The sequence below is a fragment of the Pseudomonas massiliensis genome, from assembly GCF_000826105.1.
GTDB lineage: Bacteria > Pseudomonadota > Gammaproteobacteria > Pseudomonadales > Pseudomonadaceae > Aquipseudomonas > Aquipseudomonas massiliensis.
Window position 1 is genome coordinate 36,527 of record NZ_CCYK01000002.1, and the last position, 16,970, is coordinate 53,496.

Below are 16,970 nucleotides of genomic sequence, written 5' to 3' on the forward strand. Positions count from 1 at the left end.
TAAAGCCCCGTACAGGTCGAAAGCTATACGGTAAAAAAGGGGCCGTTCGGCTCACTCGGTTCGCTCCCTGCCGGCGATCAATTCGCGGGTGACCTGGTCTTCGACATGATGACTGTAGGCGGCGTCTGCCAGCTCGCGCAGCTCCAGGTGCTCCATCGTGTTCACCACCCCTTGCGCGCACAGCTCAGCGGCCAGGCGCAGCAGGTCGGTGTGCCAGATCTCCAGCTCCTCCTGGGCGCGGAGGTCATTCAGCAAAGCCTCCCATTCGGCCAGCCGGCCCGCCTTCTCGTCGTCGGTCTCGCAGAACATGACTGCTCTCTCCAGGCTTGTTGCGCGAACAGCTGCGTGAGTCCTGCAGCGCGCGGTGACTAACATCATGGACTTGGGCCCCGGAATCCTTTGCCGCTCAATGGCCCAGCGCGGCAATCCTTCCCCTCAGGGCCTGTCCATACAAGCGATACAACCCTTCGCTTTGGGCAGGCGGCATGACCTGCAGCCAGGCCAGCGCCTCGGTAAACCCCGCTGCATGCTGCTCATTCAACAACGCCACGTTGACGCTGTACGCGCCTTGGATGTCATCCAATAGGGCCTGGCATTTGGTCGTTTGCTGCCGCTCACTTTTCCAAGGATTGTCAATCGAGACGCCGACGCACCTACCCCCACGGCCTCAGCCAGCAACCTCCTGCTTAACCTATGGTTTTACCGTTCTTTCTGCCTTCCCCTGGCCGATCAATAAGCGGGGTGATTAATTCGTGTCGGCGCAGTCTGGGGGCGATTCAAGCCTCGTCCCCCTAGAGAGTCATTTGCCCACCGTCTGGATGCCGGGGTGGTATCCACCTGGATTCCGAAAGGGATTCCAATAGATACTATACGTGAATTCTACTTGATATCTATCAGCTTGCCTTTAGGAATTCCTATTGAATTCTGTCTAGATATCCTCTAGGATATCCTAAAAGGTGCCTTAGCGAATTCAGATTAGTATCCTTAAGGGATTCTTATGAATTCTTTTCGGTCACCCTATACGAATTCATGTTGGTATCTTAATGAATCCCTATCGGCTACCATAGGTACCATACATGCCTGTCATATCGTTTGTGTCCCCTAAAGGCGGGGCTGGCAAGACAACATCTGCCCTTGCGCTAGCTACCCAGATCGCAAAGCGTGTGGCGGTGACAGTAATTGATGCTGACCCAAATCACCCCATAGATTCCTGGGCAAAAGGAGGAGCGGTCCCTGAGAGCATGACCGTCATCTCAGGTGTAACGGACCAAACGATAAGTGACATCATTGCGGAAGCAGCGACGAAAACGCCCTTTGTAATAGTGGACCTGGAAGGTACAGCGGCCACGATCGTGGCGTACGCTATAGCGGAGTCTGATCTGGTCATCATCCCTTCTCAGGGTTCGCAGCTGGATGCTGAGCAAGCTAGTAGGGCGTTTGGGCTTATCAGAGCGCATGAGCGGGGCATTCAGAAGCATAAGCCTGACTACAAATTACCCTATGCCGTCCTGTTCACTCGTACATCTGTCGCGATACAAAGCAGGGACACGCGGCACATCAGAGAGAGTTTCAAGAAAGGAGGTATCCCATTCTTTGAGGTCGAGCTGAACGAAAGGGCCGCATTCAAAGCTATGTTTTCCTACCGCCAAACCCTGGAATCGCTTCCGCCAAATGAAGTCTCCAACGTAGATAAAGCTATTGATAATGCTGAGGTTTTCGCTCGTGAAGTGATCGCCAAGCTTACACCTGGCAATGCAAAGGCAACGGAGATTGAGGCATGAGCCGAGTAGACCCTTTAGAAGGCTTGAAGAATTTTGAGCCTAAGCCTGCTGTTGGGCAAAAGTCGAAGGAGGAGAGTGCGGCGCTTGAAGAGTTGGCAAGCGAGCATGGCTTCGTAGCCAGGCCATCAGTGCCAATAAAAGCCCCGGCCGATAGGTCAAGGCGAAGATTCACCACGGGTAGGAACATCCAAATCAACATAAAAGGCGATCAAGCTACTAAAGATGAGCTGTATCGCCTGGCAGATGAGATTAACGCTCCTCTCGGGGAGACGCTAAAAAGGGCGCTGTCAGCACTGGAGCGTGAGCTGAACCAGCCTAAGCCTCAAGAAAAGTAGTCGGACCGGTGCGAAACACCCAGGCTTCAACAATGCTTACAGCCTGATACGCTCTACCTCGCTCAGGCTGATTTCATCATGACGACGGTCATAGAGCTGCGTGGTTCGGGTAGAGGCGTGGTTGGCCATAGCGGCGGCGCTTTCCAGCGTTCCACCGTTTTTGAGATACGCGGTGATGCCAGTGGCTCGAAAGGTATGGTTGCCAATCTTGGTACCAATGCCAGCTGCAACGGCACGACGACGGACCATGAGGTAAGCGCTGGGCTGGGGGAGGGCGGTTCTGCTGAGCTGCTTTGTACCCCTGGCTAGCGTCCTGAACAGCGGGCCTTTGCTATCCAGGTCGATGCCGGTCCCTACCAGGTACGCATGCAAGTATTCCTCTAAAGAGTGGTGGCAGGGCATGGTGTGCTGCTTGCCCCCTTTCTCACGCAATCGAACCCATAGCCGGCGGTTCTGCGTGTACACGTCCTCCACCCTCATGGATAGCGCTGCCCCGATCCGCGCAAACGAAAACACCATTAGCCCGATCAATGCTCGATCACGAAGGCCTGCAGGGGTGCTGATATCAATGCTGTCCAGCAGTTGCCGCGCCTCGCTCGGATCAAGCACCGGCGTTTTGCCGGTGCGGCTGGTATGGCTAGGCCCGCGGACTGACGCAGCGGGATTCAGCGGGACTACCTGGCCCACTACTAGCCAATCGAACAAATGGCGTAGAGCGGCCAATCGCTGCTTTACCGAAGGAACGGACAGCCGCTGTAGCTGTAGCTCGATCCAGGTCGAGACGTGCAACGAGGTGACAGCGGCCAGGCTGGACACACCAACCGCTGCGCACCAGGTCAGGAACTCGTCTGTTGCTCGGGCATAAGCGCGTCGCGTATTGGGATTGCGGATGTTGGCCGTGAAGAACTCTACGAAGCGCATACCTGCACGCTCACCTGCCTGGCTGATAAGCGCCGGGACACTTCCAAAGGGTGAGGGGGGCAGTATCAAACCATTCATGGCAACTCGATCCCCAGCTTACTAAGCCTCTCCTTTAATACCTGTTTGCCTATCGCTTTTGCGATTTCGAGAACAAAGCTCAACCCGGCACCACCGGCCTTCTCCATACCGGCCTTGGTCTGGCGCCAAACCTCATCGTCACGAATGGTGTCTAGGAATTCATGCCCTTTATAGGTCAGCCGCTGAGGCTTCCAAACTGGAAAAGTATCTGCAAGGTAGGTCGCATTCTGGGCCATCAGCAAGCCTGCCTCCCTCATCAGCATCACATGGTATGAAAGGTCTTGATGCGTGCGGTTTTCAATGGACAGGTCGATGCCATGATCAGGATTGTTCCTGCTGGCTTCCACAGCCAACAGAATTTCCCGCATCAGATCTTTTTCTAGCTCCATCAGACGTCTCCAGCCTACATATGATAAAGGACATTATCATACATAGGTGCAACCTTGAACTGAGCGCCGAAAATAAATAGCCGTTAAGGCCGAAACCCATTGACAAGGTAAATATTTAATGAGCAGGGGATGGGAGGCTTGACGAGGAACTGGTGGAGCCAGTCCTCGATGTCGGGGACTGGCTAAGGCACTGGTCAATAAGCGCGGGGCTGACCAACACGACGATACTGACGGGCAGGCGGCCTGTCGTTTTTGCCCGGCGTGCAGCGACCCAGGTGCGACAAGAAGAACTCATGATCACTACTATGAAGTGCGTTTAGTTCGACGGCCTGCGAAAGAACCAACTTCATGCTGTCGTGCCATTCCTGCTTTTGAAGCACAGCGACCGCTAAGATCTGATCGAGACGCTTGACAATGCCTACTCGATGCTGACCGAAAAGCTGTTCTTTGCACGCATAGATAAAATAACGGATTCGTTGTTGGTACAACACGTAGGGATCGCTCATATGCTGGGCAAAGCTATCGCACTGATTTGAAGTCAAAGGCGGCATCATCTTCTCCCTAAAGTAGTTATCATGTGTCCTTGACATACTACCTAAAACAAAACAGGCTTTCAATTTAAAGTCTAACCACACCGAATTTTATCTATCTGACTCTAGTCAACATTGCACGCTGTGCGTTCCTGGCCGACAGGATTTAACTTGCAGTCCATGCGCGTCCACTACAAAATTTTTATCAGCTTTATCGCCAACAGATGCGCAGGATAGAAGAAATAGCCCCAACGGCCAACACGCCATACTCGAAATCCTAAACTAATGTTGGCCAAATATAAGCCAACCAGCGGAGCAAGAAAAGCGGCTATCCAGATGACCCGGACAAACCCGTGTGCATCTCCCCTTGTTACCCACACATTACGATTGTTTGCCGCCACACACACCAATGCTGCGATAAGGGGCCAACAGGATTTATATTTGAGGGCCATAAGGAATATTCCTGGCAACAGTACGCCATAGACTCCGTACATCAGAGAGGAGTGAAGAGCCACAGCCAGTAACGTAACGCCTATGGACAGAAACAAAGAGGGCTTTGAGCGATAGTGAATCCCCCAGGCGACTAGCAGGCCAAGCATGAGTGTCGGCATGATATTCGTAGTGCTGGAGGACCAGTCAAGCCACCGATAGGGGATTTCTGAAATGACAGTGAATACTATCAGCCATATAAGATAGCGGCTATTGGCGTCCGTAATCATGGAATCGCTCGGTGCCCGCGCGATATTTATTGCCATTGCTAACGAAAAAAATGGAAACGCGAACCGTCCAAGAATAAAAAGAACCTCAGCTTTTGGGAAAAGATACCGGAGGTGATCAACCAGCATACTGGCCATGGCAAGCCATTTTATGAGGTCTTGAGCAGAATTGCGGCCCCCATGTTCCATATGATCCCTTATAGCTGTAGCAATTACTGGTATCTATTTCAAGATTTACATGAGCATCGCTGGCTGTGGCTTAAACTGAATCAATTGTTCCGAGGGAACACGAGTGTAAACGTAGTCATATGTTCGTTTGATTTACAGGATATTTGACCACCGTGCGCTTGCATCAACGATCGGGCAATGGCAAGGCCCAACCCAGAATTTCCTGACCCTTCCCTTCTTGCTGGATCAACCCGATAAAAACGATCAAAAATACGCTCAACATGCTCTGCAGATATTGCCGGTCCAGCATTTTGGACCGCTAGCTGAATCGTGCTCTCATCGCTGCGGATATTAACCTTTATAGTCGTTCCCGCCGGGGCGTAGCGCAGGGCATTTGAAAGAAGATTCGACACAACCCGGTCCACCATGACCGCATCCGCAACTACTTTACCCTGTCCTTCTAGGAATAGATTCACACCATTATCTTCAGCTAGGAGCTCATAGTAGCCAAAGAGTTTTTTTACCGCGTCGCTTAACTCGAATGACGAGGCGTTTGGCAATACCAAACCGTTGTCCGACTTGGCCAGAAAAAGCATGCCATCGATGATGGTGGAAAGTCGGTTAAGCTCCTCCAGGTTCGAGAACAGATTTTCTTCGTAAGCATCGGGCGTGCGCTTTTTGGCCAGGATCACCTCAGCGTGGGTCCTGAGATTGCTAAGCGGGGTCCGCAACTCATGGGCAATGTCCGCAGAAAAATTGGAGAGCCTGACAAACGACTCTTCGAGCCTCGCGAGCATGGAGTTGAACGCAACTATCAGCTCCCGTAGCTCATCCGGCACCGGCTCAAGCGGTATTCTACTTTTCAGCGAGCCTGCCGACATCGAGGCTGCGACCTGCGTTACCTGAGCGACCGGTTTCAAGCCGCTTTTGGCCACCAGCCAGCCGAGGAGGGCGCTCAATACTGCGCTGCCTAGCAAAACCACACCGAACCACCATTGCAATAGCGCAAAAAAATGCATGTGGGTAGTTACGTCCAGGATTAACCAGACCGTGAAGGTTTGCCCTCGGGCTGTTTGCACCACTTTGGCGGTCAAACCACGGTAGAGATGGTGACCATGCCCCCATTCCCAGACGTCATCGCGCAATTTACCGTCATCCAGAGACGGAAGCTCAAGGTCAGGCGGGGCTGAGAAAACAACGGACCCGTCTGATGCCAGGACTAATGCCGATAGGTCAGGGTGTGCGCTCAGTAAGGCGCGTAACTGCAGCTGAATACCTGATGGGGCTTCTGCGCTTTCACTGCTGTTAAGGATTAGCCGTGTGGCTTCAAGCTTCTCGACGAGCGCTTGTTTATCCAGGGCTCTGAAGTGATGTCTGCTCAGCTCGTTGAAAGCGGTGCCCGCTACTACCAGCACGGCTACGACTGAAACCACGAACATGATGCTCAAGCGCAGCGTCAATGACCCACGCTTCATACGTCTTCCTGAGTGTCGAGCATATAGCCCATGCCACGCGAGGTATGAATCAGCTTGGTTTCAAAACCGTCATCGATCTTGGCGCGCAGCCTTCGGATCGCCACTTCGATCACGTTCGTGTCGCTGTCGAAATTCATGTCCCAGACCTGAGAGGCAATGAGCGACTTTGGTAGCACTTCGCCCCGTCTGCGCATAAGCAGTTCGAGGAGGGCAAATTCTTTTGCGGTGAGGTCAATTCGCTTGCCTGAGCGGGTGGCCCTGCGCTTGAGCAAATCCACCTGAAGATCACCTATCTGCATGGTTGTCTGGGTCTGGGCAGTACTGCCCCGACGCAACAGGCTTCGCACACGTGCCAATAGTTCGGAGAAGGCAAAAGGCTTTATCAGGTAGTCATCAGCTCCCAATTCAAGCCCTTTCACCCGGTCATCGACGCCGTCTCGTGCCGTGAGAAACAGCACGGGGACAGACTGGCCAGCGTCGCGCACGCTCTTGACGACTGCCCAGCCATCGAGGCCTGGCATCATCACATCGAGAATAAGCAGGTCATAGGCTTCGCTTAGTGCCTGGTTTAGTGCCTCGGTACCGGTCATTACCCGATCTACGCTAAATCCAGCTTCCATCAAGCCTTGCTGCAGATACATGCCGGTTTTAGGTTCGTCTTCAGCCACCAACAGTTTCATGACAGCAACCTCATTTACAGATGAGGTTTAGTCTGCCGACAAACCGATAGGTTTGGTGCCACCTTACACAAATGTAATCGGCAAATCAGGTGCACGTCAGCTGCCAAGGGCTAGTCTGGGCTCAGCTCCCTTCAAAGACCTCCGCTCCTTGGTCTCCGGCGCCTGTCCAGGCGCCGTTTCTTTTGCAAAGAACCGTCTTAGGAAAGCCTGAACCCAAGGGAAGGACAGGAATCAGGCAAGCTCAGCGGGATAGCCTTTTTCCTGGATTGCTTCGAGCAGGGCCTGCGCTGGCTGGCGGCTTTGAACCTGTACGGTACGGCTTTCCAAGTCCACATCGACCGCGGCCTCACTATCCAAAGCAGTGACCGCTGCGGTGATCGATTTGACACAATGACCGCAATTCATGCCTTGCACGTTGAACTGATACATAGCGTGTCTCCAAATCATGGGGGGCAGCGCTACTTTCAACGTTGACATGAGGTCAAGGTCAAGCCTCTTCTGTTCTGAAGCGTTAGGCGCGGTTGGAGGTTGACCTTTACATGAGGTCAAGGTTGATCCTCTACGGATTGATAGCGAGGAATCCGCCATGGCTGAATTTAATCTACCTATCCAAGGGATGACCTGCGCCGCGTGTGCCGGTCGCGTGGAGCGTGCGCTGAAGAAAGTGGCCGGCGTACAGGAAGCCAGTGTGAATCTGGCCAACGAGCAAGCCCGAATTGAAGCGCCGCAGGACGCCATGCCGGCTTTACGTGAGGCGATTACCCGCGCCGGCTATGGAGTCCCGGACGAAACCCTCGTATTGAGCATCACCGGCATGACCTGTGCCAGTTGCGTTAACCGTGTCGAACGGGCCTTGCGCAAAGTGCCCGGCGTGGGCGAGGTCAGCGTCAATCTAGCCACCGAACAGGCCCATGTCACTGCCGTAGCAGGCACGTCTGTGCAGGCCTTGATCGCCGCCGTAAGGGACGCGGGCTACCAGGCTCAACCTCCCACTACCAAGGTCCCAGCCGCTGAAAATACTCGACTCACACAGGAGCGCTGGGCGTTGATCGCAGCCTTGCTGCTGGCCGCTCCGCTCGTGCTGCCCATGCTGCTGCAACCGTTAGGCATTCACATCATGTTGCCGGTGTGGCTTCAGTTCGCTTTGGCCACACCGGTGCAATTCCTGCTCGGTGCCCGTTTTTACCGCGCAGCCTGGAAAGCGCTACGGGCCCGCACTGGCAATATGGATTTACTCGTCGCCCTGGGGACCAGCGCTGCTTATGGCTTGAGCGTCTACCAAGCCGCGACCGCTGTGCCCGGCCAGTTCCCCCACCTTTATCTAGAAGCTGCAGCTGTCGTGATTGGCCTGGTCCGTCTGGGCAAATACCTTGAAAGCCGGGCCAAGCGGCAGACCGGTGAAGCCATACGTGCGCTTCAGGGGTTAAGGCCCGAGCGCGCCCTACGTCTGGAAGCTGATGGCCGTGAGCAGGAGGTTGCGGTGGCTGACTTACGCCTGAAAGAACGCGTACGGGTCAGGCCCGGCGAGCGCATCCCGGTGGATGGCCTCATTGAGACAGGCGACAGCCATGCGGACGAAGCCCTGATCAGTGGCGAGAGCCGCCCGGTGGCCAAACAAGCCGGCGACAAGGTCATTGGTGGCTCCATCAACGGTGAAGGCATGCTGATCGTCCAGGTCACAGCCCTTGGGGGAGAGAGCGTACTGGCGCGGATCATTCGTCTGGTTGAAGACGCGCAGGCGGCCAAGGCACCCATCCAACGCCTGGTGGACAAGGTCAGCGAAATTTTCGTGCCGGTGGTGCTCGGCATTGCCCTGTTAACGCTTGTGGGCTGGCTGCTGGCAGGGAGCGGCTGGGAGACGGCGCTGATCAACGCGGTAGCCGTACTGGTCATTGCCTGCCCTTGTGCCTTGGGCTTGGCCACTCCAACTGCAATCATGGCAGGCACCGGCGTTGCGGCACGTCACGGCATCCTGATCAAGGATGCACAAACCCTGGAAGTCGCCCATGCCGTGCAAGCGGTGGCCTTTGACAAAACCGGTACCCTGACCTCAGGGGAGCCCCATCTGGTGCATATAGCGGTAGCTTCGATCCCCGAAGCGGAAGCCTTGGCACTGGCGGGCCGCTTGCAACGAGGTAGTGAACATCCCCTGGGTCGTGCTGTTCTGGCGGCCTGTAGTGAACGCGACCTTGATACCCCAGTGGCTGACAGCGTCCGTGCGCTGTCTGGTCGTGGTGTCCAAGGCTCTGTCGAAGGCCGGCAGCTTGCCTTGGGCAATGGCCGATGGCTTGAAGAGCTAGGGCTCGAGCCAGGCGCGTTAGCTGAACACGCTCAGCAATGGGACGCCGAAGGCCGGACCTTGTCCTGGTTGATCGAGCTGGGCGCTGCGCCCAGGGTGCTGGCCTTGCTCGCGTTTGGCGATGCGCTTAAGCCTGGCGCCCAGCAGGCTGTAGCGGCCTTGGCAGCACGTCAGATCAGCAGCCATTTGATTACCGGGGATACCTGGAGCAGTGCCCGGCAGGTCGCTGCTCAGACGGGCATTGAGAACATTCATGCCCAGGTACTGCCGGCCGAAAAGGCGGCCGTCGTTGCAGGCCTCAAGGCGAAGGGCACACGGGTGGCCATGGTCGGCGACGGTATCAATGATGCGCCCGCCCTGGCGGCTGCCGATGTCGGCATTGCCATGGGCAGCGGTACCGATGTGGCCATGCATGCTGCCGGAATCACCCTACTGCGCAGTGATCCACGACTTGTACCGGCAGCGCTGGATATCGCCCGGTGCACCTACCGCAAAATCCGCCAAAATCTGTTCTGGGCCTTCGTCTATAACGTGATCGGCATCCCATTGGCAGCGTTCGGTCTGCTCGATCCGGTTTTTGCCGGCGCAGCCATGGCCTTTTCAAGCGTAAGCGTGGTGAGCAATGCCCTGCTGCTCAAACGCTGGCAACCGGCATTGGAGGACACACCCTGAACATCAGCCAAGCTGCACACGCCAGTGGGCTGACGCCCAAGATGCTGCGCTATTACGAAAGCATTGGTTTGCTTGAGCCTGCCATACGAACAGCAAGCGGTTATCGCCAGTACCGGCCTGCCGATCTGGATACCCTGGCTTTTCTCAAACGTGCTCGAGACCTGGGCTTTTCCTTGGAGGAAGTCGGCACCCTGCTCGAACTGCAACGCGACCGACACCGTGCCAGTGCCGACGTAAAAGCGCTGGCCAATGCTCATGTGCAGGACTTGAACCGCAAAATCGAGGAGTTCATCAGCCTGCGCGATACGCTGCAGGCCTTGATCAATGAATGCCAGGGCAACAACGATTCTACCTGCGCCATTCTCGACTCGCTGGCCGGAGTCGAGGGCAAATAGCGCAAAGCCCTGATGTCAGGCCAGCCAGCGTGTTAAGCCAGGCGCCCTGCACTTGCGGTACCTACGAATCAGGGTACGTTCAGGTACTCAGATCTTTAATCGTCGCGCTCGAATACGGTGAGCCTGGAGGAGGAAATAGCATGTTGGAATCAGTAGCATCGATAGCAGCGGTGCGGTAAGCATACCCCCTATCATCGGTGCTGCTATTCGCTTCATGATCTCCGAACCGGCCCCTGACCCCCAGAGTATGGGCAGCAGCCCCGCGATGATCACGGCCACCGTCATCGCCTTGGGCCTCACCCTGAGCACTGCGCCTTCCTTGATAGCTTCTGTCAAATCCTGCTCGGTTCCATGTCCTGCTGCGAGGCGGGGCGACCAGGCGCTGCGCAGGTACACCAGCATGATGACGCCAAACTCGGCAGAAACGCCGGCAAGGGCGATGAAGCCCACGCCTGTAGCGATGGACAGGTTATAGCCCAGGACATACAACAGCCAGATTCCGCCGGACAACGCAAAAGGCAGCGTCGCCATGATGAGTAGCGCCTCGCTGGCCGTACCGAAGGTGAAGTACAGCAACACGAAAATGATCGCCAGGGTAGCCGGTATCACCCACAGCAGGCGCTGGTTTGCCCGCTCCAGGTACTCGAACTGACCCGAGTACGAGACAGTGAGGCCGGGAGCCAGTTGGACTCTGGATGCTATCTGTGTCTGAAGCTCTTTCACTGTCGTGGCAAGGTCGCGCCCACGCACGTCCACATAGACCCAACCCGAAAGCCGGCCATTTTCGCTACGCAGCATCGGTGGGCCGTCGGTGATGCTGACATCTGCCACCATCGATAGGGTAATTTGCTGGCCGCTGCTGGTGACGACGGGGAGCCCTTTTAGCGCCTGTGCCGTATCTCGCCATTCGCGCCCGTAGCGCAGGTTTATAGGGTATCTGGCGAGCCCCTCCACGACTTCGCCGATGTTGCTTCCGCCAATGGCACCAGAAACCACTGCCTGCACCTCGCTGATATTCATGCCATAACGCGCTGCGGCCTGGCGATTGATACGTACGTCTACGTAGCGTCCTCCTGTCAGCCGTTCCGCCAGTGCGGATTGGACACCGGCGACTTGCTTGGCCACGGCCTCGATCTGTTGAGTTGCCTGGTCTATCTGCGCAAGCGAGGTGCCGGCCACCTTGATCCCCACCGGGCTTTTAACGCCCGTGGCAAGCATGTCGATGCGGTTGCGAATGGGGGGCACCCAAATGTTCGAGAGGCCTGGGACCTGTACCGCCTTGTCCAGCGCCTCGATCAGCTTTTCAGGGGTCATCCCGGCTCGCCATTGCTCCCTGGGCTTGAACCGTACAGTAGTCTCGAACATTTCCAACGGCGCAGGATCGGTAGCTGAATCCGCACGTCCCGCCTTGCCGAATACCCGCTCCACTTCAGGAACTGAGAGGATCATTCGGTCAGTAAGCTGGAGCAGCTGGCTCGCCTTGCTGGCCGATAAACCAGGCAAGGCCGATGGCATGTACAGCAAATCGCCTTCATCCATTTGAGGAAGAAACTCTCCCCCCAGTCGGCTTAAAGGCAAAAGCGTCGAGAAAAACACCAGGGCGGCGATAAGCAAGGTGAGTTTTGGCCACGCCAGAACCGTGTCGATTGCCGGGCGGTACACCGCGATCAGCCCGCGGTTGAGAGGGTTCTGATGCTCGGATGGAATCCTTCCCCGGATCCAGTAACCCATCAGCACGGGGACCAGCGTCACCGAGAGCCCTGCCGCGCCTGCCATTGCATAGGTCTTGGTGAAGGCCAGAGGCCCAAATAGCTTGCCTTCCTGGGCCTGTAGCGTGAAAACAGGCAAGAAAGACAACGTAATCACCAGCAGGCTGAAAAACACAGCCGGCCCGATCTCGGCAGCGGCTTGAGCGATTACGTGCCAGTGAGCCTGGCCTTCCAGCGGCTCTCCAGGATGCTGCTGTTGCCACGCCTCGATGTGTTTGTGCGCATTTTCGATCATCACTACTGCAGCATCGACCATCGCCCCGATGGCAATCGCAATCCCCCCCAGTGACATGATGTTGGCATTGACGCCCTGGTAGTGCATCACAAGAAAGGCAACCAAGATGCCCAGGGGCAAGGTCACGATGGCCACCAGCGAGGAACGTACGTGCCAGAGGAAGACTAGGCAGACCAGCGCGACCACCCCAAATTCTTCAAGCAGCTTGAAACCCAGATTGCTGATGGCGCGATCGATAAGCTGTGAGCGGTCATAGGTCGTGACTATTTCAACCCCAGCCGGCAGGCTGGTGCGCAAGTGTTCCAGCTTCTCCCTAATGGCAATCAGGGTATCGTGTGCATTTTTGCCGGAGCGCAAAAGAATGACCCCGCCCACAACCTCACCTCTGCCGTCCAGCTCAGCAACGCCGCGCCGCATTTCAGGCCCAAGCTGGATATTGGCAACTTGCCCGAGCAACACCGGGATGCCATTGCGAGAGGTCCGAAGAGGAATGTTTTTGAAGTCCTCCAGGCTTTCCAGATAGCCGGACGCCCTGACCATGTATTCCCTTTCGGCCATCTCCAATACCGCACCACCCGCTTCCTGGTTGGCGCCCTGGATGGCCTGGGTCACTTCCTGTTGGGTTACTCCGTACGCTGCCAGCTTCAGGGGATCGAGTACCACCTGGTACTGTTTGACCATGCCGCCGATTGTCGCGACTTCAGCCACGTTAGGGAGGGACTTGAGCTCGTACCGAAGGAACCAGTCCTGGATCGACCGTAACTGAGCGAGGTCGTGGCTACCCGAGCGGTCAACGAGCGCATATTGGTAAATCCAACCCACGCCCGTTGCATCAGGCCCCAGACTAGGCGTAACGCCTTTTGGCATGCGCGCCTGCGCTTGGCTGAGGTACTCCAACACCCTTGATCGCGCCCAGTACAGGTCAGTCCCGTCTTCAAAGAGCACATAGACAAACGAGTCGCCAAAGAACGAGTAACCTCGGACCGTCCTTGCGCCTGGCACCGAAAGCATCATCGTGGTCAGAGGGTAGGTCACCTGATTCTCCACAAGCTGTGGAGCCTGACCGGGATAGCTGGTTCGAATGATGACTTGGGTATCAGACAAATCAGGCAGCGCGTCCAGTGGTGTGTTGCGCACGGCCCAGAGCCCTGCGGCTACCACGACGAGCGTAGCTAGCAACACCAGGAATCGGTTGGCGATAGACCAGTAGATCAGCCGGCGAATCATTGGCCAGTCTCCTGCTTGGAGAGCTGTTCAACGATAAGCCCAGCGTCGCTTTGGGAAATTCCAATGGCGACGTGATCACCCACCTTGAGCCCTTTAGCCACGTCCGGCCTCGCCAGTGGGAAGGTCATGGTCATGCCGGGCATGCCAAGACTTTGGAACGGGCCATGGGCCAGTGTGACGGTCTCGCTGTCCAGGTCAATGATCTGACCCGTACTTGTGTGCCATTGTGCTCCGTCGGAGGGCCCCTCACGCGCGAGCAGGCCTTGGAGGCTCGCTTCCGAATCAAGCAAAAATTGCCCTGAACTGACTACCTCATCTCCTTCGGTCAGGCCCTTGATGATTTCTGCTTGCCCCCCAGATTCTTTGCCCAGTTCGACCACCTGCGGTCGATATCGCCCCTCGGGTAACGCAACCATGACGAAGGACCGCTTACCGCTGCGGATTACGGCTTCGCTCGGGGCTAGGAGTACAGAGGGCTGCTCTTCACCCTGCAGGCGAACCTGAGCGTACATGCCTGGACGAAGCTTCCCGTTGGCATTGGGTAGTTCAGCGCGCACCGTGACCGTCCGCGTTGCGCTGTCAGCGGAGGGCAACATGGAAATGATCTTTCCCTGTATAGCTTGGCCAGGCCAGGCGACGAAAAAGGCAGAAATGGGGTTGCCCACCGCCACACTGGATGTCAGAGCCTCAGGTACGGAGATGTCCAGCCATACCCTCGAAAGCCCATTGATCCGAGCCAGGTCCTGGCCTTTGGAGATAGCCATTCCGGCCTTGGCGTCGAGGGTCAGCAGCTCACCGGCGATGGGCATCACGATGGTTTGTACGGCAGCCGCTCGGCCGGTGCGGTCTACAGCTGCAATGGTGGATCCGGGCATTCCCAGCAAGCGAAGGCGTTCTTTCGCAGCGGCAGTGAGCTGAGAGTCTCCGGTCTGTTTTACAGCCAGGTATTCAAGCTGCGCCGCGGACCACTGAGGGATGAGCAGGTCTACAAGCGGTGTGCCGGCGGCTAATACGTCGCCCGGAGCCCGGCCGTAGACCTTATCAACGTAGGCGTCGGCACGGGCCTGGACCGTGGCCAGCTCCCGCTGGCTGTATCCCAAAGTGCCGGCGGCATCAATGCTTGATGGCAATGCCCCCCGTTGCACCCGCACGGTTCGAACACCCAGGCTTTGCACTGTTCCTGCCGCCAGTCCCAAGGATGTTGACGCTTGCTCATCGGCGTATTTTGGAACCAGGGCCATGTCCATGAACGGCGATCGACCAGGCTTATCAAAATGCTGGTCTGGCTTCATGGGGTCATACCAATACAGCGCCTTGCGCGCTTGGGTCGTGGTAGTGCCAGGTTCGACAGCTGTCGATTCGCTTGCCGTGCCGAGCCAAAAGCCAAGCAGAGCCCCCACGCCTACCAGGCAGGCGGCGGACAACGTACCCATCACGTATGAGCCCTTCATTGCGCGCCCTCCGCGTAGGCAAAGAAGAGTTTGGCGGTCAGAACCGACAGCTCTTCCTCCAACCCGACCTTGCGCAAAGTCGCTTCAATCAGCTGCCGGCGCGCAGAAACGACCGTGCCGATGTCAGCGCTGCCAGCCTTGTAAGCTGCCATTTCCAAGGAGAACCTACGCTGGGCCAGCGGTATAGCGCTCTCGGTGCTTCGCCTGAGTACCGCACGTAAGCGATCCTGTTCAGCCAGCCCCGATTCCAACTCCATCTGGTGACTGCGTAGCATCACTTCCTGTTCTTGCTCCATGCGCGAGAGGTTCTTTTCCCTTGATGTGATTCGCGGCCCTTGCCTGGCCCCGGTGAACAGTGGAAGGTCGAACGTCACCTGTAGGCTGACCATATCGCCGAATCGCTTGTCGCGGTTGCCATAACCAAGCTCCACGCCCCAGTCGGGCTTTTTCTCGGCGACTGCTTCGCCCAGCTCGGCCTTGGCCTCACCGACCCGAGCGGCGGCGGCCTGGATATCGGGATGATGGGCCAGCCCATGCTGGCTATGAGTAGCTGACCACTCCAATACAGGCGCCGACCCAGCCAAGGGTTGGTCACCTTGCGCACCCAGGAACTGGCGCAGTTGCGCCCTGGCGCCGGCTACATCACTGATCAGCTGATCGCGCCTGTCTTCAAGGTCCAACGTCTCCTGTTCGAGCGCCACAGCATCAGCAGGCTTTGCTGTTCCCCCGGCAATCAGCGCAGGTACCGTAGAGCGTTGTAGGTTGAGCTGTTTCAACAGGTCATCAAAAGCGGAAAAGCGTTGCTGAGCATAAAAGAGCCTCAGCCAACTGGCGGCAACGTCCTGCTTGACCTTGATCAGAGCCTGGCGCTGCTCGGCTTGCGCAAGCTCAGCGAAGGCTTCAGCCGAATGGCGCCGTGCACGGCGCTTGTCGCTGTTAGGAACCTCTTGCATAACCCCGATCCGACGCATCGTCATTGAGTCGTCGTCCAATGAGTAGCGCTGCTGCCCTTCTACGGGCAAGTTGTCGATGCCCAGAAAGAGCTTGGGATCAGGTAGCGCATCAGCGGGGCGAATGGCGGCATTTGCCGACGCGACCTGAGCGGCCCTGGCTAGATTTTCAGGGGCCATTGTCTCTGCCAGCTTCAGCGCATAATCGAAAGTAAGGGCGTCAGCCAGGGCCGGCTGCGCCGCAGTTACAAGCAGCAAGAGTGCAAGCGCGCTGGGTATGCCAGCGGCAAAAGCGGGACGAACAGGCATGACCTGCCTCCATGCGAAACCAATGTATACGCAGCCCCAGCGGTATTGCGCCGTTGGTAATGCGTTCGGACAAAGGAATTACACGAAGCGTGGTGGACGCCAAGGCGTAGCGAAGGCCTCTTGAGGCGCTGGCCTAGCTACGCAGGCGTGAACCGGCAGGGGGCCCGGCTTTGGGATTTGTAGGATGAACAGGCTGATCAGAGAGCTGGTTTTGCAATCCTGTCCCCATTTGCATGGCGCTGTCTGGCTATCCTTGACCTTTTTCTCCATATCCGCACACGGTGTCTGAGCGCGCTTTTGGACTGCTTGCATTGGACATGGCTCCGCTGGCAGCGGCCCGCCACCCTGGCCATAAGCGGGGAGAAGAAGACTTAGAATAAGAGCAAGTACGAAAACCACGCGAGCCATAGGATTCCATGAAGCGAGCCAAACCATTGGCTGTCACCGAGGCTGATTATAGAGCGAAACGCTTGCTGGGCCAGCTATGGCGCGCCTTGCTTACAGCATTGTAATGGGGTCGTGGCAGCTTGGAAGATATCCTTGGGCTATTCCATTCCAGGTGACTATTCGAGCAGCCTCTTGCCAAAGGG

The 16,970-nt window shown here is 56.7% G+C and carries 16 protein-coding genes; 4 read left to right on the top strand and 12 right to left on the bottom strand.

Annotated features, from left to right (window positions below; translation table 11 throughout):
- Positions 1-51 precede the first annotated feature (51 nt).
- Both BN1188_RS00220 and BN1188_RS21530 read right to left on the bottom strand, forming a co-directional pair.
- A complete protein-coding gene (locus BN1188_RS00220) occupies positions 52-309 on the bottom strand; it encodes a hypothetical protein (protein ID WP_040259164.1) in 258 nt (85 codons plus the stop codon).
- A gap of 97 nt (positions 310-406) precedes the next feature.
- Complete coding sequence (locus BN1188_RS21530) at positions 407-583, bottom strand: hypothetical protein (RefSeq protein WP_157395802.1); 177 nt, start codon at positions 581-583, stop codon at positions 407-409.
- Between the two features lie 493 nt (positions 584-1,076).
- Between BN1188_RS21530 and BN1188_RS00225 the strand changes: the two genes are divergently transcribed.
- Together BN1188_RS00225 and BN1188_RS00230 are read left to right on the top strand one after the other, a co-directional pair.
- Complete coding sequence (locus tag BN1188_RS00225; RefSeq protein WP_040259165.1) at positions 1,077-1,781, top strand: ParA family protein; 705 nt, start codon at positions 1,077-1,079, stop codon at positions 1,779-1,781.
- Positions 1,778-2,116, top strand: a complete 339-nt coding sequence (locus BN1188_RS00230; RefSeq protein ID WP_040259166.1) for a hypothetical protein — start codon at positions 1,778-1,780, stop codon at positions 2,114-2,116. Before BN1188_RS00225 ends, BN1188_RS00230 begins: the two co-directional genes overlap by 4 nt.
- A gap of 36 nt (positions 2,117-2,152) precedes the next feature.
- Here BN1188_RS00230 and BN1188_RS00235 read toward each other — a convergent pair whose 3' ends face one another.
- The 7 genes from BN1188_RS00235 to BN1188_RS00265 all read right to left on the bottom strand — a co-directional run bounded on the left by BN1188_RS00235 (position 2,153) and on the right by BN1188_RS00265 (position 7,502).
- Complete coding sequence (locus tag BN1188_RS00235; protein ID WP_088776174.1) at positions 2,153-3,037, bottom strand: tyrosine-type recombinase/integrase; 885 nt, start codon at positions 3,035-3,037, stop codon at positions 2,153-2,155.
- A gap of 74 nt (positions 3,038-3,111) precedes the next feature.
- Positions 3,112-3,504, bottom strand: coding sequence for a DUF2513 domain-containing protein (locus BN1188_RS00240; protein WP_040259168.1), 393 nt, complete (start codon positions 3,502-3,504; stop codon positions 3,112-3,114).
- Between the two features lie 194 nt (positions 3,505-3,698).
- Entirely contained in the window at positions 3,699-4,055 is a 357-nt protein-coding gene (locus BN1188_RS00245; protein WP_148485225.1) for a hypothetical protein, read from the bottom strand.
- A gap of 170 nt (positions 4,056-4,225) precedes the next feature.
- A complete protein-coding gene (locus BN1188_RS00250) occupies positions 4,226-4,939 on the bottom strand; it encodes a TraX family protein (protein WP_040259170.1) in 714 nt (237 codons plus the stop codon).
- Between the two features lie 80 nt (positions 4,940-5,019).
- Positions 5,020-6,393, bottom strand: a complete 1,374-nt coding sequence (locus BN1188_RS00255; RefSeq protein WP_040259171.1) for a heavy metal sensor histidine kinase — start codon at positions 6,391-6,393, stop codon at positions 5,020-5,022.
- A complete protein-coding gene (locus BN1188_RS00260) occupies positions 6,390-7,073 on the bottom strand; it encodes a heavy metal response regulator transcription factor (protein ID WP_040259172.1) in 684 nt (227 codons plus the stop codon). The genes BN1188_RS00255 and BN1188_RS00260 overlap by 4 nt, the downstream gene beginning before the upstream one ends.
- 231 nt (positions 7,074-7,304) lie before the next feature.
- Complete coding sequence (locus BN1188_RS00265) at positions 7,305-7,502, bottom strand: heavy-metal-associated domain-containing protein (protein ID WP_040259173.1); 198 nt, start codon at positions 7,500-7,502, stop codon at positions 7,305-7,307.
- Positions 7,503-7,659: 157 nt separating this feature from the next.
- Between BN1188_RS00265 and BN1188_RS00270 the strand changes: the two genes are divergently transcribed.
- Positions 7,660-10,044, top strand: coding sequence for a heavy metal translocating P-type ATPase (locus tag BN1188_RS00270; RefSeq protein ID WP_040259174.1), 2,385 nt, complete (start codon positions 7,660-7,662; stop codon positions 10,042-10,044).
- Positions 10,041-10,439, top strand: coding sequence for a Cu(I)-responsive transcriptional regulator (cueR, locus tag BN1188_RS00275; RefSeq protein ID WP_040259175.1), 399 nt, complete (start codon positions 10,041-10,043; stop codon positions 10,437-10,439). The genes BN1188_RS00270 and cueR overlap by 4 nt, the downstream gene beginning before the upstream one ends.
- A gap of 87 nt (positions 10,440-10,526) precedes the next feature.
- Here the strand turns inward: cueR and BN1188_RS00280 are convergent, their stop codons facing one another.
- The 3 genes from BN1188_RS00280 to BN1188_RS00290 are packed head-to-tail and all read right to left on the bottom strand — an operon-like array spanning position 10,527 to position 16,380.
- On the bottom strand, positions 10,527-13,670 hold the full coding sequence (locus BN1188_RS00280) for an efflux RND transporter permease subunit (protein ID WP_040259176.1): 3,144 nt from the start codon (positions 13,668-13,670) through the stop codon (positions 10,527-10,529).
- Positions 13,667-15,121 carry an efflux RND transporter periplasmic adaptor subunit gene (locus tag BN1188_RS00285; protein ID WP_040259177.1) on the bottom strand — a complete coding sequence of 485 codons (1,455 nt, stop codon included), beginning with the start codon at positions 15,119-15,121 and terminating at the stop codon, positions 13,667-13,669. The genes BN1188_RS00280 and BN1188_RS00285 overlap by 4 nt, the downstream gene beginning before the upstream one ends.
- A complete protein-coding gene (locus tag BN1188_RS00290) occupies positions 15,118-16,380 on the bottom strand; it encodes a TolC family protein (protein ID WP_052469086.1) in 1,263 nt (420 codons plus the stop codon). The genes BN1188_RS00285 and BN1188_RS00290 overlap by 4 nt, the downstream gene beginning before the upstream one ends.
- Positions 16,381-16,970: the final 590 nt, after the last annotated feature.

Excerpts from the sequence above, each read along its gene's own strand:
- BN1188_RS00260 (WP_040259172.1), bottom strand. The coding sequence starts at position 7,073 with ATGAAACTGTTGGTGGCTGAAGACGAACCTAAAACCGGCATGTATCTG.
- BN1188_RS00225 (WP_040259165.1), top strand. The coding sequence starts at position 1,077 with ATGCCTGTCATATCGTTTGTGTCCCCTAAAGGCGGGGCTGGCAAGACA.
- BN1188_RS00285 (WP_040259177.1), bottom strand. The coding sequence starts at position 15,121 with ATGAAGGGCTCATACGTGATGGGTACGTTGTCCGCCGCCTGCCTGGTA.
- BN1188_RS00245 (WP_148485225.1), bottom strand. The coding sequence starts at position 4,055 with ATGCCGCCTTTGACTTCAAATCAGTGCGATAGCTTTGCCCAGCATATG.
- BN1188_RS00255 (WP_040259171.1), bottom strand. The coding sequence starts at position 6,393 with ATGAAGCGTGGGTCATTGACGCTGCGCTTGAGCATCATGTTCGTGGTT.
- BN1188_RS00230 (WP_040259166.1), top strand. The coding sequence starts at position 1,778 with ATGAGCCGAGTAGACCCTTTAGAAGGCTTGAAGAATTTTGAGCCTAAG.
- BN1188_RS00270 (WP_040259174.1), top strand. The coding sequence starts at position 7,660 with ATGGCTGAATTTAATCTACCTATCCAAGGGATGACCTGCGCCGCGTGT.
- BN1188_RS00235 (WP_088776174.1), bottom strand. The coding sequence starts at position 3,037 with ATGCGCTTCGTAGAGTTCTTCACGGCCAACATCCGCAATCCCAATACG.
- BN1188_RS00220 (WP_040259164.1), bottom strand. The coding sequence starts at position 309 with ATGTTCTGCGAGACCGACGACGAGAAGGCGGGCCGGCTGGCCGAATGG.
- BN1188_RS00290 (WP_052469086.1), bottom strand. The coding sequence starts at position 16,380 with ATGCCTGTTCGTCCCGCTTTTGCCGCTGGCATACCCAGCGCGCTTGCA.
- BN1188_RS00250 (WP_040259170.1), bottom strand. The coding sequence starts at position 4,939 with ATGGAACATGGGGGCCGCAATTCTGCTCAAGACCTCATAAAATGGCTT.
- BN1188_RS00240 (WP_040259168.1), bottom strand. The coding sequence starts at position 3,504 with ATGGAGCTAGAAAAAGATCTGATGCGGGAAATTCTGTTGGCTGTGGAA.
- BN1188_RS00280 (WP_040259176.1), bottom strand. The coding sequence starts at position 13,670 with ATGATTCGCCGGCTGATCTACTGGTCTATCGCCAACCGATTCCTGGTG.
- BN1188_RS00265 (WP_040259173.1), bottom strand. The coding sequence starts at position 7,502 with ATGTATCAGTTCAACGTGCAAGGCATGAATTGCGGTCATTGTGTCAAA.